This is a genomic window from Arcticibacterium sp. SM2516 (assembly GCF_057914865.1).
The window spans coordinates 4,264,241-4,284,515 of sequence record NZ_CP195290.1; the positions used below are offsets into that span (position 1 = coordinate 4,264,241).

Genomic DNA, 20,275 nt, shown 5'->3' on the forward strand with positions numbered 1-20,275 from the left:
CTTAACGAAGGTCAGACAAAAGCTTTTAAACGCTCGTAAATTTTAGATTAATCTATTTCGGAGGGTACTTGTTTTCATTTCCCGCCAGAAGTCTTTTAACGTTCTCTCGGTGGGTAAACAATAGAAGAAGAAATAAGGCAAACGCCATTAACTGGAAAAAGTAATTTTCTGGGTTGAGCCAAAAATTAAAGGGAATAAAAGAAAGTGAGCCCATTAATGACGCTAAAGATACATATTTAGACAGGCTCAATACGATTACAAAAACGATTAAGCAAACAAGAGCACCTAAAGGATTAAGGGCCAAGATAACGCCAAAGGATGTTGCAATACCTTTCCCTCCCTTAAAGCCAGCGAAAACCGGAAGAATGTGACCTATAACTGAGGCAAAGCCTATGATAATAAGCATGGAATCAAGATCTCCCAAGAAATACTGGGCAATCTTAATGGCTAAAAATCCCTTTAGCATATCAATCACCAAGACAGCCAAACCAGCCTTCTTGCCTAAAACACGAAGTGAATTAGTGGCACCTGCATTACCAGAGCCAAATTCTCTTACATCAACTTTATGGAATATCTTTCCATAAACCACTGCCGTAGGTATAGATCCAAGTAAATATGCCAGAAAAATAAAGCCAGCCACTGATAGCATTTAATAAGGTAGATTTTTTGAAATGCAAAAATAAATAAATTGTATCATTTAAAGATGCTCTTAAATATAATAATCGACAAGTTTCTTATTATCAATATAGTAACTGCACCTTTCCGACATCAAAAATTTACTTATTTTAATTTTACACCTTTTTTCTTGATCGCCAAATCGTGAGCAGTATCATAGTAAGAACGAAGATTAGCCCAGTCAAAAATATCAGAAAAATTCTCTACCCTATTTCGCTGCATTATTCTGTCTCTTCTATTCATGGTCACGAAATTGAAAAGTTGCTCCGCAAGCTGATCAGCAGCTTGATCAAAATCTCTTTTCTTTCTGTTAACCACATATACCCCCACATTTTCGTAGTCCTTCATGATTTGAATCATAAAGTCACCAAAACCAGATAAATCAGAAGTGACCGTAGGAATACCACGAATAACACATTCTAATGGTGTATAACCCCATGGCTCATAGTAGCTTGGAAACACCCCTAAGTGGCAGCCCCTCACAAATTGACCGTATTCTAATCCAAATAGCGGATTGGTCGGTGAGATAAAGTCTGGATGATAGACAAATTTCACTCTATCCTCCTTATAGTTTTTCATGTTAGACTGATCAAAAAACTCGGTTATTTGATCAGGTCCTTTGAGCAAATGCGTCGTGGTTCCTGGAAGTGTATGGGTTTTCCAAGTTTGAATAGTCCGGCGTAATCTCAGCCTCCAATAATCCTCTACAAAAGCATTTAAGTCAGGAAGCGTTGTGTCGTCATTTGCCGCTGACGCGAAAAATAATTGCTCTCCTATCTGCTCTTCAATAGATTCGCAGGTAAGCTTTATTTCCTCCATAACAGCTCTAGACTGCAATACTGCAGGATCTATAGAATAAACGGGGTTCCTTGTAATAATGAACATCACCACGGTGGTGTCAATATTATTTTTGACCAATTTGAAGTTTAAACGCTTTAAGGCTTCTAAAGTTAAATCGTAACCCTTGTTTTTAAACTCATACCTTCCAGAAGTAAAAAAGTACAGGGTGTTGTCTAGATCCCAGCTATAGCTCTGGAAAAAGTGACCCATCACAAATTGATTAATCTTCTGTTTGAATTTAATGTGTAAGTTTTGAAACTCGTGGGTAGCCGCATATCTTGTAATATTAAGCCCATTAGGTAAAATGAGATCACATTTTCTTCTAAAGAAAACCTCACATTCCTTAGCGGTAATGTCACTAACTGTGGTTAAAACATGGCAGTTTTGAGCCGCATGATACTCTATCCCTGCCTGAGCTTCTATGGCGTAGTTTTTTGCTTCTACTTCCCAATCATAACTTGGCAGGTGTTCATAAAAGTCTTCCACATTTCCTGCTATGTATCTTCCTAGCATGGTAGCATGCGTAGTAAATACCGTAGCCAAATCCATCCGTTTTCTGGTTAGCCCTAAAATAGGAATAGCCGACATCCACTCATGGAAATGAGCAATTACACTTAATTTTTTAGCATGGTTTTGTAAAAATTCAGTCAAAAACGTTTCAATGCAGTGTCCAAAAGCGATCACCTGATTTACAAGAGGCTCGGCATTGATAGTGCTTATTTTATGGTTTTCCCATAAGTCGAACTTTAGGCTATCCACTTTTTCTAAGGTTTTCTCAAAATCCACAAGGATCATCCTTGGTCTACCCGTAACTAGCCAGTGACCATAGTATACATCCATGCCCTTTGAACGGAGAGCCTCTGCCGCTTTACAAAATGGGGAGTCGTCTGTGTACTCTTCAAATTCTATGGAGGCTGTCTGTTCTATATAAGGTCCAATCAAACAATAATCCTCTCCCCACTTTTCTACCATTGCTGGTACTTTGGAGCGAATTACGGTATAGATTCCACCTACCTGATTACAAACTTCCCAAGCGAGTTCAAACAAGACCTCTTTTGATTGTGGTCTTGGCTCTACCTTGAATGTCTCCTCTGATTCCCTTCCGATTCTTTTTACTCCCATTTCAAAACAATTCTCCTGTTCTATTTTTTGGTACTATATTTAAATGAATGTAGGCTTTTTCTGTGGCCTCTCTGCCTCTCGAGGTTCTTTTCAAAAATCCTTCTTGAATTAAAAAAGGCTCATATACCTCTTCTATGGTCTCTGCTTCTTCTCCGCAAGCCGTAGAAATAGTTGAAAGCCCCACTGGTCCACCTTTAAATTTATCAATAATAGTATGTAAAATCCTATTATCCATATCATCTAGTCCATGTTCGTCAACATCCAAAGCTCCTAAAGCCATTTTGGCAATCTTGATATCTATTTTTCCAGACCCTTTCACCTGAGCAAAATCTCGAGTTCTTCTTAATAAATTATTGGCAATTCTTGGAGTACCCCTACTTCTTCTGGCTATCTCAAAAGCCCCTTCTTCACTTATTGGTGTCTCCAAAATATGAGCGGACCTTCCTACAATTTGGCTTAATAGCTTAGCATCATAATATTCTAATCTTAAATTAATGCCAAACCTTGCTCTCAAAGGAGATGTTAATAAACCCGCTCTAGTGGTTGCTCCTATTAGCGTAAACGGATTAAGCGAAATCTGAACACTTCTGGCGTTTGGACCAGAATCTAACATGATATCAATCTTATAATCCTCCATGGCAGAGTATAAATACTCTTCTACGATAGGATTAAGTCTGTGAATTTCGTCAATAAAAAGCACATCATTCTCTTCCAAGTTAGTCAATAAACCTGCTAAATCACTCGGTTTGTCCAAAACTGGTCCAGAGGTAATTTTTATGGAAGAGCCTAGTTCATTGGCTATGATTAAAGAAAGTGTGGTTTTACCTAAACCTGGAGGTCCATGAAGTAAAACATGGTCTAGGGCTTCCTTTCTTTGATTAGCAGCTTGAACAAAAATTTTAAGATTTTCGAGAATTTTAGCTTGACCAGCAAAATCGTCAAAATTGACAGGTCTTAACGCCCTTTCAATATCCTTCTCCGTAGGGCTAAGCATATCGCTATCAGTATTTAAGTAATCTTCCCGCATAAATTCAAAACAGAATTAAATTTGGTAAAAATACAAATTGTGGGTTATGCTGCTAATTATTGGTTCAAATAATTCTTGGAATTTTTATTTTAATACCCACACTGAGCCTACTTCCCTTAAAACTCCCCTATCAGGAAAGTCAAGAGCCTTATAAGTTAAGACGTATGAATATACGGTAGGTGCCTGTAATTTGCCCTTAATCCGACCATCCCATAGATTATCCAGATTATCAGTCTCAAATACCAGCTCGCCCCACCTATTAAAGACTTTCAAATTCACTTCATCCAAATAAGCGTATTGAATTTTAAATTTTGGGTTCATACCCACTGGCGTAAAAGCTTCAGGAAAAAATACCCTTGGTTCACATCCTTCAACTACTTCTATTTCGTCATTGGTTTTACACCCAAAGTTGTTTTCCACTTCTAGCGTATAAACGGAAGGTGCTATAACACTCACCGTTGAGTCGGTTGAGTTTCCGCCAAGCGGTACTCCAGAAGCGGTGCCCCAGCTATAAAAGAATTCATCTCCACCGGTAACATTAGCATAAAGAGTTGCTCTTTTCACGGGGACTTCTCTGGTACATACATAGCCTACATCTGGCAAATTAGAAACGGGCGAAGGTTTGATATAAATGGAATCTTCTAAAATGACTTCTGTACATTCCGTTTCTGTAAGTTCTAATAATTTATCTATAACCTGAGAGCTTATTACACCACTCAATGGTGATTTATTAAAGACTTTTATAATAACCTTGATCTTATTCCAACCCAATTTTGGGAAGGTATAATTGACATTGGTGCCCTTTAATGTGGTGCCGTCCTCAAATTCCCACGTGATTTCATTCCTCATAGGGTCACAAATGCCCTGAGATTCCAAAGCCGTGGCAGCGTTAAAACAATTCCCAAAATAATTAGCAGAAGCACCGCCTCCATCCTGCACTTGTTTGGCATAAATTACGATAGGAAGACCTAAGCCCATCTCACCGTTCACATCAATTCCTTTACTGGCCTCTATATATCCAGTTACGGCAGCATTTCCAGGAATATCGGGAGCTTGAATGTAAGCTACTTTTTTGCTGTTATTGACAGCCATATATAAATACTTATCTCCGGGGGCATTAGGATTTATGGGTCCTAACTGTAGGGCTCCAAATTGCTCCGTTTTAGATGTAGCAATGGTAGAGATATTGCTTTGTATTAAACTTGGATCTTGAAAAAATATTGGAATTTGTAGTAAGGTAGACGTTTCCCCCTTAGTTGGATCACCAGAAATAGTAGCGTATAAAAGCCTTCCATCTGGGCTAAATGACAATCCGTAAACGCTTGGCGGAGCTGCAATACCCAGATCTATCACAATAGGATTTGAAAATGTTCCTGTCGCCCCATCGTAGCTAAAAACTTCAACGACATTGTTTCCATTCTGAATTCCACCTTGAGCCATTTGAGCACCATTCTGGTCAAATACCGTATATCCACTTTCTGTTAAAGGATTATCCTGTGGCAAGCCAATGGATTGTTGTGTGCTTTGAATCCCAACAGAGTCAATTCTAATTACTTCAATAATATTGTTTCCAGATTGATGTGTGAAAATTTCAAATCCTGTTTCGTCTGATTTAGGAAGAATGGTAATCTTGTCTGTAATTCCTACAGCTACTGGAACATCCCTTTCGGTTATCATGCCCATTCCTCCATTATATCTGAGATCAATCACACTATAAGAAAGTAAGCCCGTGTCTACATCTTTGGCAAAAACATAATACTGATGATGAGGACATTCTGTACATCCAGATTTAGGTATAATAATCAAACCCTGAGATGCTGTATTATTTCCATTTAATAAACCAACACCATTTATGTCTAAAACAGGTTCGTCGTTTGCATTATAGACATTTTTTCCGTCGGAATAGAAAGCCAGACTTCCAGAAGGCCCATAAACCATACCTGTGGAAACATCAGAGTCTAATAAATTTGAACGTCCTGCCACTGGAGAAATGGTGATGCTATCTTTTTCTACGTCTGCAAAAAAATCACCTTCGGGATTTAAGGAATCTCTAGGGATTTCTACGCCACCATCATTTTGAAATTCTAGCGTTGCTCCTGTCCCAAAAAACCATTCTTCATTTCCACCACCACCACCAGACTCTTCAAAACAGAATTTAACATTTATCTTGGCGGTTCTAGAACAACCACTTGCACTAAAAACTTCTACAGAATAACATCCAGAAGAATCTACATCAATGGTTCGAGTGGTATCTCCCCCTGGGTACCATAAGTAAGTATAATCTCCAGTTCCTATTCCTATTTTGAAAGGATTAAGGGTTAAAGGATTACTACCGCAAACCGTAGTATCTGCCGAAATGGCCTCATTAAACTTAGGCTGCTGTGGCAAACCTCCAACGGAGATAGTTTTAGTCTCAATGGATCGCACACCTTGCTTAGACGTCTTAGTCAATTGAACGACATAATCCCCTGGGGAGCCATAGAAGTGTTGTGGGTTTCTTATTAGCCCAGGAGTCACATCGGCTACATCTCCAAAATTCCATTCCCAGATAGCGGAACTCGTATCGGTGTCGAAAAAATAAGTGGCATTTGGGCATCCTTCTAATGAACCTTCTGCACCACTCTGAATATCTACAACACAAGTTTTTTCGCTTACATAAAACTGTGCCCAAGCACTACTGTTCACAAAAAGTGACAGCGTCATGAAGAACAGATTTATTATATTTTTCCTATTTAAGCGAAACATATTTTAACAAAGAAAGTAGGCTCAAAAACTGAACCAGACTCAGGCTGGCCTGATTTACGTAATTTAAAGTAAAATTGCTTTTAGAAAACGAGATTTAACGTTTTTTATTCAAAAATTCCGTTTTCAATCCGCATTAAAGACATAAATGATCTTGACTTTTCCCTTTAAGTAAATTTCAAAACCCTATTATATCAACGTAACTAAAAAAAATAAGGTTGCTTTTGGAATCTTTAAAAACAAAACATTTTACTTCTCTTTCAGCGGGTTTTCCTGTCTAAATTTTGAAATAGTGCCCTGATAACGGGAATTTATTACAGACAAATTCTCTTAGTACTTACACTGAAATGCATAGGTGAAAAAACATATCCTTATTTTTGCAAAAAACAAAAGAGAATTCTAGATGAAATATCCTATAGTAGCTTACGGCGATCCTGTTTTAAGAAAAGAATGCCGTGATATAGAAAAAGGGGAAATAGATGTAAAAAAACTAGCAGAAGATATGTTTGAAACCATGTACTCTGCCTCTGGGGTTGGTTTAGCGGCTCCTCAAATTGGGAAAGACATACGCATGTTTGTAGTAGATGGGCATCAAATAAATGAAAACTTAGAGGAGGATGAAGAGGTTAATCCGTCTTTAGAGGGCTTCAAAAAAGTTTTTATTAATGCCGAAATCTTGGAAGAAACAGGGGAAGAGTGGGCTTATGAAGAAGGTTGTTTAAGTATTCCAGACATAAGAGCAGAAGTTTTAAGACCCGAGACTGTTACCATTAGATATTTTGATACGGACTGGAACGAACATACAGAAGAGTATGATGATATGGCGGCACGAATTATACAGCATGAGTACGATCACATTGACGGAATATTATTTACAGATCATTTAAGTCCGCTTAAGAAGCAAATGCTAAAAAAAAGATTGACTAATATTTCTAAAGGCATGATAAAAGCAGACTATAAAATGCGTTTTTACAAAAAGTAAAACACATTATATATGAAGCCAACACTAAAAGTAGCTCTTGTTCAATCAGATATTTACTGGGAAAACCCTGAAGCTAATAGGTCTGAAATAGAAGAAAAAATATCTTCTATTGATATTCCTTTTGATTTGATAGTGCTTCCCGAAATGTTCACCACGGGCTTCTCAACAAATGCAAAACATTTGGCAGAGCCTATGAACTTCACCACACACCGATGGATGAAGCAAATGGCGAAAAGGTATGATGCCGCTATATGTGGAAGCTTGGTTATTAAAGAAGGTGAAAATTTCTTCAATCGCTTGCTTTTTGTGGAACCCAATGGAAACACTTCCTTCTACGACAAAAAACATCTTTTTGGTTTTGGAGGAGAAAAAGAGACATTTTCTAGCGGTGATAATTGCCTGATTATAGATTATGAGGGTTGGAAATTTTGCCCTTTAATTTGCTACGATCTCCGCTTTCCAGTATTTAGTAGAAACCTAGGTTTAGCCTATGATGTATTAATTTACACCGCCTCTTGGCCTGCGTCAAGAACAGATGTTTGGGATACTTTACTTAAGGCAAGAAGTCTTGAAAATCAGTGTTACGTTCTAGGAACCAATAGAATAGGCACCGACGGAAACAATCTTTCCTATTCTGGGCATTCACAGGCTATCAATGCGAAAGGTGTTGTTTTAAACGAAATTAGCAGTAAGTCTCAGATTATTATTTCTGAACTATCAAAAGACGAATTAAGCTCTTTTAGAAATGCCTTTCCTGTTCATCTGGATGCCGACAAGTTCACTTTAAATTAAGTTTTGACCCTTGGTCAATCCATCTGCTATAACTCTATCATTGGAAAGTCTAGGTACTTTGTTTTGTCCTCCTAATTTACCTATTGATTTCATATAACCTATAAAGGCATTTCTTTTAAGTGAAGTAACCACCAAAGGCCTTAGAATATTTCCGACGATGAGATCTTTATAATAAGTATTAAGCGACACCAACTGGGAGTCTAAATCTTTTGCGAATGCTTTTTCATCAATTGGCTCTCTGGCATACTCCACAAGCCACTCATGATATGGCAGACCTTCTTTTGGTATCACCATAGGAGCTACTGTAAACTCCACTATTTCTACTTCAGGATGTCTTTCACAGGCGTATTTCATAGCCTTTTCTACCTCTTCCCCTATCACATGCTCTCCAAAAGCTGAAATGAAATGCTTAATCCGTCCAGATACAATAATTCTATAGGGATCTAATGAAACAAATTTTACAGTATCTCCAATAGAATAACCCCAAAGACCGGCATTGCTATTAATAACTAAGGCATAATTCTTATTCAGTTCTACTTCACCAATGGTTAAACGAGTAGGGTTTTCGTCAAAATATTCTTCCGCAGGAATAAACTCATAAAAAATACCACTATCTAAGAGCATAAGAAGCCCCTCAGACTCAAATTTGTCTTGGTAAGCTATAAATCCTTCGGAAGCCGGATATAGCTCAATAGAGGCTACTTCCTTGCCTATAGATTCAAACAGTTTTGCTTTGTAGGGTTCAAAGTTTACACCGCCGTAAACAAAAAGATCGAATTCTGGAAAAACATCTTTAATCTGTTTTCCAGTTCGCTCTTGAATCCTATCAAAATACATCTGCACCCATGGCGGAATACCAGAAATAAGACTCATAGGTTTATCAATGGTCTCGTCTATTATTCTTTCCAGTTTTTGCTCCCAATCTTCTATACAGTTTGTCTCATAAGAAGGCAGCTGATTTGTTTTGAGATAAGTTGGTACATGGTGATTTGATATTCCAGAAAGTCTCCCAGTATGAATACCTGCCGTTTTGGTCATTACTGGACTCCCAGAAAGAAAAATGAGCTTGTTATCCAAAAACTTAGCATTTCCTGTTTCAAAAATATAATTCAACAAAGCGTTTTTGGCCGAATCTATGTGGTTATGAATGGAGTCATTTGTTATTGGAATGTATTTGACTCCAGAGGTAGTCCCTGAAGTCTTAGCAAAATATAGCGGTTTTCCTTTCCAGAGTACGTCACTTTCTCCTGCTATAATTTTCTCTACATAGGGCTTTAAGCCTTCGTAGTCATTTACAGGAACCGCTTGTTTAAAATCACCATAAGATTGAATATCTGAAAAACGATGATCTTTCCCAAAAACGGTATTTGAAGCTGTTTCTATAATGCTTTTACGCCATTTCTCTTGAACCTCTACGGCATTTCGCATCCAGCCATGTTGATTCCTTGCCGTAATAGCGGCTAAAGGCTTACTTAGAGTAGATTTTATTCCCATTATTACAAAACTACAATAGAAATCGAAATGAGTGTTTTCATTTAAACTTAAAAACAAAAAAATCCCATGAAATGAATCATGGGATTTAATATACTAGTTTGTTCAAACTAGGCTTTTAAAACAGCCTCAGCAAGAACTAGAACTTTATTGTTTACCACTTCTATCACACCACCATCTACTATCATTGAGGTTTTAGAACCACCTTGCTCATAAGTTAAGTTACCTTTTGCAAGTGTACTCACTAATGGAGCGTGATCATTCAAAATCTGAAACTCTCCGTTTTTACCAGGTAAAGTCACTATAGAAACTTCGCCTTCAAAAACATTCTTGTCTGGTGTAATTATTTCTAGAATCATAATTCAAACTCTAATTTCAGTGGAATTTATTTGTTTGCTTCTGCCAACAGTTTCTCTCCTTTAACCACGGCATCCTCAATCGTACCTACCAAGTTAAAAGCTGCTTCTGGAAGGTGATCATAAAGACCATCCATGATTTGATTGAAACCTTTGATAGTATCATTAATGTCAACCAAAACGCCTTGAAGACCTGTGAATTGCTCCGCCACAAAGAATGGTTGAGAAAGGAAACGCTGAACTCTACGAGCTCTTGTTACGATTAATTTATCTTCTTCAGAAAGTTCTTCTAAACCAAGAATAGCAATAATATCTTGTAATTCTTTATATCTCTGAAGTGTATTCTTCACTCTTTGTGCACAGTCGTAATGGGCATCTCCCAAAACTTCTGCAGAAAGAATTCTTGAAGAAGAATCTAAAGGATCCACCGCAGGGTAAATACCAAGCTCAGAAATCTTACGATTCAATACCGTTGTGGCATCCAAGTGAGCAAAAGTAGTTGCTGGGGCTGGGTCAGTTAAATCATCAGCAGGTACGTAAACGGCCTGAACAGATGTAATAGAACCTCTTTTTGTAGAAGCAATACGCTCCTGCATTACACCCATTTCCGTAGCCAATGTAGGTTGGTAACCCACGGCAGAAGGCATACGACCTAAAAGAGCCGAAACCTCTGAACCCGCTTGTGTAAAACGGAAAATATTATCTATAAAGAAAAGAATATCACGACCTTTTCCTTCGCCATCACCATCACGGAAATGTTCTGCTACAGTAAGACCAGAAAGTGCTACTCTAGCACGTGCTCCTGGAGGTTCGTTCATCTGACCGAAAATAAATGTTGCTTGAGAATCTTTCAAAGCTTCTTTATCTACTTTGCTCAAATCCCATCCTCCTTGCTCCATGGACTCCTTAAATGCATCGCCATATTTCACGATACCAGACTCGATCATCTCACGAAGTAAATCATTTCCTTCACGCGTACGCTCACCTACTCCAGCAAATACGGATAAACCAGCATAAGCTTTGGCAATGTTATTAATCAGCTCTTGGATAAGTACTGTTTTACCAACACCTGCACCACCAAATAAACCAATTTTACCACCTTTTACATAAGGGGCAAGCAAGTCAATTACTTTAATACCTGTAAAAAGTACTTCAGTGGACGTTGCCAAATCTTCAAACTTAGGAGCAGAACGGTGAATAGAAATACCTTTTGTGGTAACTTCTCCTAAACCGTCAATGGCTTCTCCAACAACGTTGAAAAGACGACCCTTGATTTCTTCACCTGTTGGCATCATGATAGGAGAACCCAAGTGAGTTACTTCCATTCCTCTTTGAAGACCATCTGTAGAATCCATCGCAATAGCTCTGATTCTGTCTTCTCCAAGGTGCTGTTGACATTCCAAAATTACTTTTTGTCCATTTGGTTTTACCACAGACAAAGCGTCTAGAATTTCAGGAATCTCTGAGTTTTTGCCCTCAAAGCTTACATCAACTACAGGTCCAATAATTTGTGAAATTTTACCGATATTAGCCATATCAAGATATATTTTATTCGTCTATTTTGAGATTTGGACTGCAAAATTAAAAACTCCGAAGGAGAAAACAAACTTCTTACACATTGTTTTGCATTTTTTGAAGAGAATCCTACCATTATTGCCTAAATAATAGGAAGATTAAAGGAATCTTAAATTAGAACAGCGGTTTTTTATTCTTCCATTCCCAATAAATTGCGAAGAAAACTACCATATATTCCAAAGTTACCAAATAGAGGTTCTCTTGAACTGGCTGTGATGTGTAGGCGAAATATGAAAGAGAAACTGCAAAAGTCCAAACAATTGGAAATCTGAAATCCGTAAACAAAGAAACCCCGAAAAGCGTAATAATGTACCATGGATGCACGGTGGTACTGCACATTACGTATATAAGTAGAATCAAAAGCGAAGTCTTGGCAAACTCAAGCCTGGAAAAAGACAGTTTTAGTATGAGAGATAAACTAACAGTCGCCAAAAACGGCCCTATTATGCTAATAGTGTTAAAGCCCAAAGCTTTAAATCCTATTGCTCTAAGTAAATAATAGAAGCTCGCATTGAACTCAAACTTGTGAAAATATAAATCTAGAGAATTGAAAATATTAGTCAACAAATGAGCATCAAAAAAGGGTAGAAATAAAATTACATTTATGCAAAAAGTCAACAGAATGAAATAAGCTCCCTTTTTTAAACCCAGCCTTTTCCAAATCAAAGGAAGAAATATAAGCGGAAGTAATTTTATAGATACCGCTAAAGCAAAAGGAATGGCCGACCATATGGTATGAGAAAATCTCAAATAAACATAACTGGCTAAAAATAAAAAGAATAGCATAACGCCTTCAAAATGAAGGTTTCCTACCGTTTCAATGATAATAAAAGGGTTTAGAGCATAAATAGCAGCAATTGTAACGGCCCTATTTTTTGAAAATTTTAATTTTTCACCTATTGATTTAATTAAAAAAACATTTCCAATTCCTGCCGCAAAAAGAATAAAACGAATACCCACAATACTACTAAAAACAGAAGTCTTACCCAACGTTACGCCTAGTTGAAAGAGGAGCTGATTTAACGGAGGGTAAAGGCTGTAGTAGTTAGGAGAATTTAATTTTTCAAAAAGCCCTTCAGGCATTAGACCATGATAATCTGAAGGTAAAAATAAATATGGGTTTTGATCTGTTATGCCCAAATAGCCATCCCAAATAAACCGATATACGTCATCTGAAAGTACCGGTAAATAAAAAATAAAAAGAAATCTGAACAGCACTGCCCAAAATAAAATCTCAAAAAAAACAAACTTCGTCTTGACTACAACATAAACATAAAAAGCGAAAAGAAGTGACACCCCACCAAAATAAAGCCAAAAATCCTGTCTCTCTTTGTGAAATAAAACCAAAAGCAAGTAGACTATTGCAGATGCTATTTGTAAAACATGTCGCATAAAAAAACCGTCATTAAAAATGACGGTAATTTAGGGTTAAATAGGTATTGTTCAATTAATTTCTCGCCAACTTGGCTTCTATAGTCTGCTGCGTATGCGGTACCGCTCTTAATCTTTCTGCCGGAATAAGCTTACCAGTATCTTTACATAATCCGTAAGTACCATTCTTAATTCTAATCAGGGCTCCTTCCAATTGAGAAGCAAATTTTTTCAGCCTTCCTGAAGATTGGTTAAGTCTCTCCTTTTCCCTCATATCAGCACCATCTTCCAGCGTTTTACTTCCAACAGCAGTACTATCGGTACCGTTATCGTCTTTTCTACTCAGTGTGGTGCTTATAAAGTTAATTTCATTAATTGTTGCCGCGAGCTTCTTTTGAATTATAACTTCAAACTCTGCTAACTCACTTTCTGTGTAATGCGTTTTCTCTACAGTAGCTGACATATCTTCATTGCGTTTACTTTGTTCAGCATTAACATTTTGCTGATATCGCCGCAAAGATATGTTTTAAAGATCCTTAAATCAATGCGATGTTAGATCTTTTTAAAAAAGAAAGTCTCATCCAAATTTGGATGAGACTCCTTTTAAGTGGCCTAATAGTTACAATTATTTAACATAACTAAACTAATATTTTGCTTTATAAGCTTTTAAGCCAAACAATATTTGCTTTTAAAAAATATGGCTATCATTTGGAATAATGTCACTTTTTCAAGTCAAGAATCCTTATTAGTGTTTTATTACACCATCAATAGGGAAATTATTCCGTCTTTGATACAACCTCAATGTCAAAAGCCAATGTGGTTTTTGCAGGAATAGTTCCTGTACCAAACTCTCCATAACCCAAACTCCAAGGAATAATTAAAGTGGCTTTCTCTCCTACTCGCATATGCGAAACACCATCATCAAAACCAGTGATAACAGAACCTGCACCCAATCTAAATTCAAACTCACCTTCATCAAAAGTGCTCTTATTTAAAAAGTAACCTTTGTATTTTACCTTAACCACATTCCCAGCAACCAAATCTCCTTCCGCCGGTCTATTAGCACTTCTAATAATTCTAACACCTAGATCTGTAAGTTCTGGAGTTGCCAAACTATTTCTTTCTATATAAAGATCGATAAAATCCTCTTCAGAATACTGCTTAATAATCTCCATTTCCAAAACTACAACTTGCCAGGGCTGAATGGCTAAGTTCTCTGGTGGGTTAGCACCATAAACCAATGTAGAAGGCAAATAAAACACGCCCTTTTCTCCTTCTCCTAAAGCACTTAGTGCAATTAAAAACCCTTGAAAAACACTAGATGCCGCACTTGCGGAAAAAAAGCTAGAGTCTGCCGCAGTAACATTTAATAACTCACCACCCTTCAATGTGCTCATTCTAAACGCTACATGAAGAGAAATGTCAGCAGTTGGATAAACAGGACTCTCTACCTCGACTAGTTTTTTCCAAAAAATACCCGTTGAATGTTCTGTAAGACCTAAATTATTTGCTTCATTAAAAGCCTTTATTTCTTCTACGTTAAGATCTAAATACTTTTGGTCCTCATTCTCAATAAAATTCTTTCCACAAGAGGAAAGGCCCACCGCTACTAATAAAGCAATAACTACATTTTTCATTTTCTACCTATTTCAAAAAGTTCTATATCAAATACTAATGGCGTAAAAGGAGGAATTGTTGCCCCTGCACCTCTTTCGCCATAGGCAAGATCTGAAGGAATAATAAAAGTACCTTTTTGACCCTTATTCATTGTCATTAAGGCTTCATCCCAACCTTTAATTACATATCCTAAACCTACAGGAAATTTGAAGGGACTATTTTGGTCAAAAACCTTTCCATCGAAAAACTTACCTACATAACTAACACTTACGGTATCTCCAGCAGCTACCGTTGCTCCAACACCATCTTTTTCTTTAACATAATAAATTCCATTCTCCATTTTAACGGCTTTTGGATACTTTTCTTTCACATAAACCGCAATAGTTTGTGCCTCGCCTTCTCTCTTAAGTTTCAAAGACTCCTGAAACTGCTCCATTGTTTGAACAGACTTAACACTTACTAAAAACTTTAATTCTGAATGCTCAGGCACTCCTGGAGGAAGCGGCTGTCCCATTTTACCAAATAAAGAATCCACCTTAACATAAACCGTTGCACTGTCTCCTTCTCCTAATTCAAAAAGAGCATTCTCAAAAGATCCTCTAAACTCTCCTTTTCTTGCAGGTACTTGAATAGATTGGCCTTCAGCCCAAGTATCTCTAAAAACGGTATCCAACTCGGTAGATATTCTCATATCCAAGGTTAACATATCACCTTCCTTAATTTTGGTTTCAGAGCTCTCTCTATGCATCTGAAGCCTACTTCCATTTTCAGTTTCAGAGATTTTAAATTGGCCACACGCCAATAAGCAACCAGATACAGCTGCCACTAACACACTCGCTTTAAAGTTCATTTTTTGCTTTGTTTGAATCACACTCCATTTTTATACTGGCTGTGAGGTTAATTGTTGTTTATAAGTTGGAAGAAGGTTCAAAAACTTTTCAACCGTACTTTCCAATGACAAATCCGACTTTCCACCAGCGGCATTTTTATGCCCACCGCCACTATAGTGGTTTCTTGAAAACTCGGATACAGAAAAATCATCAACTGATCTGAAAGAGATTTTTATCATCCCATCTCTTTCAATAAAAATAGCAGACATTACTGCCCCAGAAATAGACAATCCATAATTTACAAGCCCTTCTGTATCTCCTTTTTTAGAGTTAAACATTTCCAATTCTTCCTTTGAAAAAAAGAAATATGCAACTCTATATTCTTCTAAATAAGTAAGTTTCTCTTTAAGAGCGTATCCTAAAAACCGGAGCCTATCAATTTCGTTTTGATCGAAAAGCTTTCGATTTATTGCATTGGGATTTATTCCTTTATCAATAAGTTCACCGGCTATTCGATGCACTTCCTTCGAAGTGCTATCAAATTTGAAAGAACCAGTATCTGTTAAAATTCCTGTATACAGACAAGTCGCCACTTCTTCGTTAATAAACTCCAAAAGACCCAACTGCTCTATTAGGGTATAAATCAACTCGCAAGTTGCTGCTGCCTTATCATTCCAAAAAACAAAGTCAGCAAAGCTCTCTGGCTCTTGATGATGGTCAATCAAGACCTTAAAACTGGAAGATTTTTCAAACATTTCTCCCATTTCACCAATGCGACTTAATGCAGAAAAATCTAAGCAAAAAATAAGGGTAGCTTTAGCAATAAGTTCTGCTGCCTTAGCAGGTTCACTCTGGAAATCTACCACATGATTTACGCCAGGCATCCAAGCCAAATAGTCGGCATAACCTGTAGGACTGATTACCGTGACTTCATGTCCTTGCTGTTTAAAAAAAGCATAAAGCCCTAACGAAGAGCCAAAAGCGTCTCCATCTGGGTTTTGATGTGCGGTAAGAATTATTTGTTGTGGCTTAGCCATCAAACTTAAAAATTCTTTCCTTTTGTCCTGACTGTCAGTGAAATATTGATGCATTCTCTATAATTGGGGGGCAAAGGTACAAAGCATATTTGGAAAGCTATATTAATAATTCAGCGTAGTATCTCTAAATACATTAAATTTGTCTCCTATCGAATCTGAAATATCAATTAATATGACCAACAGAACATTCTCAATGATTAAGCCGCATGCAGTGGCAGAAAATAATATTGGAGCGATAATCCAAATGATAGAAAAGGCTGGTTTCAAAATAGTGGCCATGAAAAAAACCAAACTAACAGCCGAAAACGCAGGCAAGTTCTATGCTGTTCATAAGGAGAGGCCATTTTACGCAGAACTTTGTGAAACCATGTCATCTGGACCCATCATACCGTTAATCCTTGAAAAAGAGAATGCAGTTTCCGACTTCCGCACCCTCATTGGTTCTACAAATCCAAAGGATGCAGCAGATGGAACTATAAGAAAGATTTTTGCAAAATCTTTAGGTGAAAATGCTATCCACGGTTCCGATTCAGATGAGAACGCCTTGATTGAATCTTCCTTTTTCTTTTCCGACATAGAAAAATTCTAAGAACACCATGGCAAGAATAATGGCAATTGATTTTGGAGGGAAAAGAACAGGCTTAGCGGTAACGGATCCACTACAAATTATAGCCACTGCATTGGAAACAGTGCCTACCAACACCCTCCTATCTTATTTAAAAGAATATACCGCAAAGGAAGATGTGGAATGCTTTGTTTTGGGTGATCCTAAAAACCTAGATGGTTCAGCAACGGATGCCACAGAAATGGTGAAAAACTTTCGACTCTCTCTCTCCAAAGCTTTTCCAAATAAAGCCGTACATATGATTGATGAAAGGTTTACCTCCAAAATGGCCGTGCAAGTCATGATTTCCAGCGGAACAAAGAAGAAAGACAGGAGAGTAAAGGGTAACATTGATAAAATATCTGCGACTATAATCCTACAAGATTTTATGAGTCGCAGGCATTAATTCCTCCTTTTAGACTCACCACATTATTGAATCCATAAGTCTCTTTTAAAACTTTGACTGCCTTAGCACTTCTGATACCGCTTTGACAGTAAACCACCACGAGTCCTGTATTTTTAATTTCAGGAATAAAATCCTCTAAGGCTGCCAAAGGCATGAGCTCTCCTCCAAGATTTCCCATTTCATGCTCATGAAATTCTCGCACATCTATCAGTTGAGCGATATTTGAAACTTTGAAGTTATCATAATCAATACAGTCCCTGTCCTCAACCATAATACCGCAAAACCTGTCATAATCTATCAAACTAGTAATTGGCTCAGCGTCTGTGTTTTTAAAAATTGTCAGTTTCCTAAAGCTCATACTTAAAGTCTCAACAATAAGCAGTTTTCCGCTCAATACCTTTCCTATACCCGTTAATATTTTGATGGCCTCCATGGCCTGCAAGGAACCAATTATTCCGGCCATAACGCCCAAAACTCCAGCAATCGCACAGTTTGGTGCCATTTCTTCTGAAGGTGGACTTGGAAAAAGATCCCTATAATTCACCCCTCCTTTATAATTAAAGACAGAAACTTGGCCTTCAAACCTGTATATTGCCCCATAAACTAGTGGCTTTTCACTTAAAACACAGGCATCGTTTACAAGGTATCTCGTAGGGAAATTATCAGAACCATCTATCACCAAGTCATAATCTTCAATAATCTCTAATGCATTGTTTGACACTATTCGGGTAGAATGCTTCGTGATTTTAAGTCTTTTGTTAATGGACTTAAGTCGACTTTCCGTTTCCTCGATTTTCAATTTCCCCACAGAATCCTCTGAATATAGAATCTGTCGCTGCAGGTTTGAAGTCTCCACGACGTCGTTTTCCACGAGTCCAATCCTTCCCACTCCAGCTGATGCTAGGTACAAAAGGACTGGGCTACCCAATCCTCCACAGCCAATCACTAAAACGGAACTTTGCTTCAACTTTTCCTGTCCCTCTATTCCAAATTCTGGAATTAGAACCTGTCTACTAAATCGCTTAAGCTCGTCCTGTTCTAACATTTCTAAAATTATTTTAAAATGGCACCGTGCCCATGAAGACCGTTAAAAACCGCTACCCCATCTACTACATTAACACCAGATGCAGGGTCGTACTTTAGCAAGGCCGCTCCATCCATATCTACATAATCTAACAAAGAACTTAAATGTGCAATGGTGGAAATACCAACACTACTTTCTGTCATACAACCCATCATAACTTTCAAGTTAAGAGATCTAGCCTCTTTTATCATTTCAAGTGCCGGGAAAACGCCTCCACATTTGCTCAGCTTTATATTAATACCGTCAAACTTTTTAGCACACTTTGCCACATCCTCCTTGTAAAAACAGCTCTCATCCGCAAAAATAGGAATGGATGATCTTTCCTTTAGAAGTCCATTTTCATCCATCCTGCTTTTAGCCAAAGGCTGTTCTATAAACTGAAGGTTCATTTTCTCCAACTCAGGCAAATACTCAAAAGCCTTTTCTAAACTCCAACCTGCATTTACGTCAATTTTGAAGGGTTTATGAATGCCCTTTTCTAAGAACTTTAGTGTGTTTAAATCATCATCTCCTCCTAATTTTATCTTTAAACTAGGCCAGTTAGATGAAGAAATTGCTTCGGCCATTCTCTCAGGTTCATCCATTCCAATGGTAAAACAGGAATTTGGCAAGTTACCTAAGCTAAGCCCCAAATAATCTGACAAAGTCTTTCTCTCTCTTTTAGCACACCAATCATAATGGGCAATATCCACAGCACATTTCGCAAAATGATTCTCTCCTAATATATTATTCATACGATGCCAAAAAATATCATGAGGTGTACCCCAGAAGTCTGATATGCTACTCCAATTTTTTTCTAAAATGGCGATAGATTCTGATACATTAATGCCATAGTATGGAACATGAGCGGCCTCGCCCAATCCCACAAAGCCCCCGCTACTAACTTCCACAAACAGGGTATCTGTATGCGTTCTTACACCATAAGAAATCCTGAATGGGTTCTTGTTTTCTAAACTAAATGGCAACAGTCTTAACTTCATATAATTTCCATATTAAACAATACCTTCAAATGCTCAATCATTTTTTTTGAAACATCATTGATATCTAGTTCTCTACCGAGCTCGTACTGCATTGAAGTAACTGCTTTGTCTTCAATACCACAAGGCACAATATTTCCAAAATAGGACAAATCGGTATTCACATTTAACGCCAAACCATGCATAGTCACCCACCTACTGGCTTTTACACCCATAGCACATATCTTTCGTTCTCCTAACATTTTTAAAGGGTTTCTTTCTAGCCATACACCCGTAAAACCATCTACCCTTAGACCTGAAATACCATAATCTGCCAAAGTAAGCATAACCGCTTCCTCCAAATACCTTAAATATTTATGTATATCCGTAAAGAAGTTTTCAAGATCTAAAATGGGGTAAACCACTAATTGACCTGGCCCATGATAAGTAATGTCTCCGCCCCTATTTATCTTATAGAAATTAGCACTCTTTTCTTCCAAACCTCTTTGGTCTAAAAGCAAGTTTTCTTCCTTACCACTTTTTCCAAGCGTGTAAACATGCGGATGCTGACAAATCAACAAATGATTTGGCGTTCGGGTGTCTGTATTATTATTCCTATTGTGGAGCTTGACTTCTACTGTTTTAGCAAAAACACTTTCTTGGTAATCCCATGCCGCTTGATAGTCTATCAAACCCAAATTTTCAACCTTTACTTCCTTATTTTGCATATCTTTAATCCATATCTTTCAGGTTCTGACTATAACACTA

19 protein-coding genes are annotated in these 20,275 nt (G+C 37.5%); 4 read left to right on the forward strand and 15 right to left on the reverse strand.

Annotation, left to right across the window (positions count from 1 at the left end):
- Positions 1-52: 52 nt before the first annotated feature.
- From plsY to ACSBFT_RS17565, 4 genes are all read right to left on the reverse strand, one after another.
- Complete coding sequence (plsY, locus tag ACSBFT_RS17550; RefSeq protein WP_463045245.1) at positions 53-649, reverse strand: glycerol-3-phosphate 1-O-acyltransferase PlsY; 597 nt, start codon at positions 647-649, stop codon at positions 53-55.
- Between the two features lie 131 nt (positions 650-780).
- On the reverse strand, positions 781-2,637 hold the full coding sequence (locus ACSBFT_RS17555; RefSeq protein WP_463045244.1) for a glycosyltransferase family protein: 1,857 nt from the start codon (positions 2,635-2,637) through the stop codon (positions 781-783).
- 1 nt (position 2,638) lies between these two features.
- Positions 2,639-3,664: a Holliday junction branch migration DNA helicase RuvB gene (gene ruvB, locus ACSBFT_RS17560; protein WP_463045243.1), complete on the reverse strand. Its 1,026-nt coding sequence runs from the start codon at positions 3,662-3,664 to the stop codon at positions 2,639-2,641.
- A gap of 84 nt (positions 3,665-3,748) precedes the next feature.
- The gene (locus tag ACSBFT_RS17565) at positions 3,749-6,367 is read right to left on the reverse strand and encodes a PKD domain-containing protein (RefSeq protein WP_489601775.1); all 2,619 of its coding nucleotides are present in this window, start codon (positions 6,365-6,367) and stop codon (positions 3,749-3,751) included.
- A 442-nt stretch (positions 6,368-6,809) separates the two neighbouring features.
- On the opposite strand from ACSBFT_RS17565, the gene def reads away from it, so the two are divergent.
- Together def and ACSBFT_RS17575 are read left to right on the forward strand one after the other, a co-directional pair.
- Entirely contained in the window at positions 6,810-7,388 is a 579-nt protein-coding gene (gene def / locus ACSBFT_RS17570) for a peptide deformylase (protein WP_463045241.1), read from the forward strand.
- A gap of 12 nt (positions 7,389-7,400) precedes the next feature.
- Positions 7,401-8,180, forward strand: a complete 780-nt coding sequence (locus ACSBFT_RS17575) for an amidohydrolase (protein ID WP_489601777.1) — start codon at positions 7,401-7,403, stop codon at positions 8,178-8,180.
- On the opposite strand, the gene ACSBFT_RS17580 is transcribed toward ACSBFT_RS17575, so the two are convergent.
- The 8 genes from ACSBFT_RS17580 to ACSBFT_RS17615 all read right to left on the reverse strand — a co-directional run bounded on the left by ACSBFT_RS17580 (position 8,172) and on the right by ACSBFT_RS17615 (position 16,511).
- Entirely contained in the window at positions 8,172-9,674 is a 1,503-nt protein-coding gene (locus ACSBFT_RS17580) for a GH3 auxin-responsive promoter family protein (RefSeq protein WP_463045239.1), read from the reverse strand. The two genes, ACSBFT_RS17575 and ACSBFT_RS17580, sit on opposite strands and share 9 nt — an antisense overlap.
- A 107-nt stretch (positions 9,675-9,781) precedes the next feature.
- Positions 9,782-10,030, reverse strand: a complete 249-nt coding sequence (gene atpC, locus ACSBFT_RS17585; RefSeq protein WP_463045238.1) for an ATP synthase F1 subunit epsilon — start codon at positions 10,028-10,030, stop codon at positions 9,782-9,784.
- Positions 10,031-10,056: 26 nt separating this feature from the next.
- Positions 10,057-11,562 (reverse strand): F0F1 ATP synthase subunit beta, encoded by a 1,506-nt coding sequence (atpD, locus tag ACSBFT_RS17590; RefSeq protein ID WP_463045237.1) that lies wholly within the window; start codon positions 11,560-11,562, stop codon positions 10,057-10,059.
- Between the two features lie 154 nt (positions 11,563-11,716).
- Positions 11,717-12,994, reverse strand: a complete 1,278-nt coding sequence (locus tag ACSBFT_RS17595; RefSeq protein ID WP_489601780.1) for an MptA/MptB family glycosyltransferase — start codon at positions 12,992-12,994, stop codon at positions 11,717-11,719.
- Positions 12,995-13,049: 55 nt separating this feature from the next.
- Complete coding sequence (locus ACSBFT_RS17600; RefSeq protein WP_463045235.1) at positions 13,050-13,436, reverse strand: TraR/DksA family transcriptional regulator; 387 nt, start codon at positions 13,434-13,436, stop codon at positions 13,050-13,052.
- Between the two features lie 313 nt (positions 13,437-13,749).
- Positions 13,750-14,610, reverse strand: coding sequence for an FKBP-type peptidyl-prolyl cis-trans isomerase (locus ACSBFT_RS17605; RefSeq protein WP_463045234.1), 861 nt, complete (start codon positions 14,608-14,610; stop codon positions 13,750-13,752).
- The gene (locus ACSBFT_RS17610; RefSeq protein WP_463045233.1) at positions 14,607-15,440 is read right to left on the reverse strand and encodes an FKBP-type peptidyl-prolyl cis-trans isomerase; all 834 of its coding nucleotides are present in this window, start codon (positions 15,438-15,440) and stop codon (positions 14,607-14,609) included. Before ACSBFT_RS17610 ends, ACSBFT_RS17605 begins: the two co-directional genes overlap by 4 nt.
- A 30-nt stretch (positions 15,441-15,470) precedes the next feature.
- Positions 15,471-16,511 (reverse strand): DHH family phosphoesterase, encoded by a 1,041-nt coding sequence (locus tag ACSBFT_RS17615; protein ID WP_463045232.1) that lies wholly within the window; start codon positions 16,509-16,511, stop codon positions 15,471-15,473.
- Between the two features lie 118 nt (positions 16,512-16,629).
- Between ACSBFT_RS17615 and ACSBFT_RS17620 the strand changes: the two genes are divergently transcribed.
- Positions 16,630-17,046 (forward strand): nucleoside-diphosphate kinase, encoded by a 417-nt coding sequence (locus ACSBFT_RS17620; protein ID WP_489601782.1) that lies wholly within the window; start codon positions 16,630-16,632, stop codon positions 17,044-17,046.
- Between the two features lie 7 nt (positions 17,047-17,053).
- Positions 17,054-17,467, forward strand: coding sequence for a Holliday junction resolvase RuvX (ruvX, locus tag ACSBFT_RS17625; RefSeq protein ID WP_489601784.1), 414 nt, complete (start codon positions 17,054-17,056; stop codon positions 17,465-17,467).
- Here the strand turns inward: ruvX and moeB are convergent.
- From moeB to lipB, 3 genes are read right to left on the reverse strand one after another with little or no spacing between them, the layout of a single operon-like run.
- Positions 17,448-18,512 carry a molybdopterin-synthase adenylyltransferase MoeB gene (gene moeB, locus ACSBFT_RS17630; RefSeq protein WP_489601786.1) on the reverse strand — a complete coding sequence of 355 codons (1,065 nt, stop codon included), beginning with the start codon at positions 18,510-18,512 and terminating at the stop codon, positions 17,448-17,450. The genes ruvX and moeB overlap by 20 nt on opposite strands.
- A gap of 8 nt (positions 18,513-18,520) precedes the next feature.
- Entirely contained in the window at positions 18,521-19,531 is a 1,011-nt protein-coding gene (locus ACSBFT_RS17635) for a dipeptide epimerase (protein WP_489601787.1), read from the reverse strand.
- Complete coding sequence (gene lipB / locus ACSBFT_RS17640; protein WP_463045349.1) at positions 19,528-20,244, reverse strand: lipoyl(octanoyl) transferase LipB; 717 nt, start codon at positions 20,242-20,244, stop codon at positions 19,528-19,530. The genes ACSBFT_RS17635 and lipB overlap by 4 nt, the downstream gene beginning before the upstream one ends.
- Positions 20,245-20,275 lie beyond the last annotated feature (31 nt).

What these genes read in the sequence shown, in the direction of transcription:
- plsY (WP_463045245.1), bottom strand. Translation starts at nt 649, where the DNA reads ATGCTATCAGTGGCTGGCTTTATTTTTCTGGCATATTTACTTGGATCT.
- ACSBFT_RS17555 (WP_463045244.1), bottom strand. Translation starts at nt 2,637, where the DNA reads ATGGGAGTAAAAAGAATCGGAAGGGAATCAGAGGAGACATTCAAGGTA.
- ruvB (WP_463045243.1), bottom strand. Translation starts at nt 3,664, where the DNA reads ATGCGGGAAGATTACTTAAATACTGATAGCGATATGCTTAGCCCTACG.
- ACSBFT_RS17565 (WP_489601775.1), bottom strand. Translation starts at nt 6,367, where the DNA reads ATGACGCTGTCACTTTTTGTGAACAGTAGTGCTTGGGCACAGTTTTAT.
- def (WP_463045241.1), top strand. Translation starts at nt 6,810, where the DNA reads ATGAAATATCCTATAGTAGCTTACGGCGATCCTGTTTTAAGAAAAGAA.
- ACSBFT_RS17575 (WP_489601777.1), top strand. Translation starts at nt 7,401, where the DNA reads ATGAAGCCAACACTAAAAGTAGCTCTTGTTCAATCAGATATTTACTGG.
- ACSBFT_RS17580 (WP_463045239.1), bottom strand. Translation starts at nt 9,674, where the DNA reads ATGGGAATAAAATCTACTCTAAGTAAGCCTTTAGCCGCTATTACGGCA.
- atpC (WP_463045238.1), bottom strand. Translation starts at nt 10,030, where the DNA reads ATGATTCTAGAAATAATTACACCAGACAAGAATGTTTTTGAAGGCGAA.
- atpD (WP_463045237.1), bottom strand. Translation starts at nt 11,562, where the DNA reads ATGGCTAATATCGGTAAAATTTCACAAATTATTGGACCTGTAGTTGAT.
- ACSBFT_RS17595 (WP_489601780.1), bottom strand. Translation starts at nt 12,994, where the DNA reads ATGCGACATGTTTTACAAATAGCATCTGCAATAGTCTACTTGCTTTTG.
- ACSBFT_RS17600 (WP_463045235.1), bottom strand. Translation starts at nt 13,436, where the DNA reads ATGTCAGCTACTGTAGAGAAAACGCATTACACAGAAAGTGAGTTAGCA.
- ACSBFT_RS17605 (WP_463045234.1), bottom strand. Translation starts at nt 14,610, where the DNA reads ATGAAAAATGTAGTTATTGCTTTATTAGTAGCGGTGGGCCTTTCCTCT.
- ACSBFT_RS17610 (WP_463045233.1), bottom strand. Translation starts at nt 15,440, where the DNA reads ATGAACTTTAAAGCGAGTGTGTTAGTGGCAGCTGTATCTGGTTGCTTA.
- ACSBFT_RS17615 (WP_463045232.1), bottom strand. Translation starts at nt 16,511, where the DNA reads ATGCATCAATATTTCACTGACAGTCAGGACAAAAGGAAAGAATTTTTA.
- ACSBFT_RS17620 (WP_489601782.1), top strand. Translation starts at nt 16,630, where the DNA reads ATGACCAACAGAACATTCTCAATGATTAAGCCGCATGCAGTGGCAGAA.
- ruvX (WP_489601784.1), top strand. Translation starts at nt 17,054, where the DNA reads ATGGCAAGAATAATGGCAATTGATTTTGGAGGGAAAAGAACAGGCTTA.
- moeB (WP_489601786.1), bottom strand. Translation starts at nt 18,512, where the DNA reads ATGTTAGAACAGGACGAGCTTAAGCGATTTAGTAGACAGGTTCTAATT.
- ACSBFT_RS17635 (WP_489601787.1), bottom strand. Translation starts at nt 19,531, where the DNA reads ATGAAGTTAAGACTGTTGCCATTTAGTTTAGAAAACAAGAACCCATTC.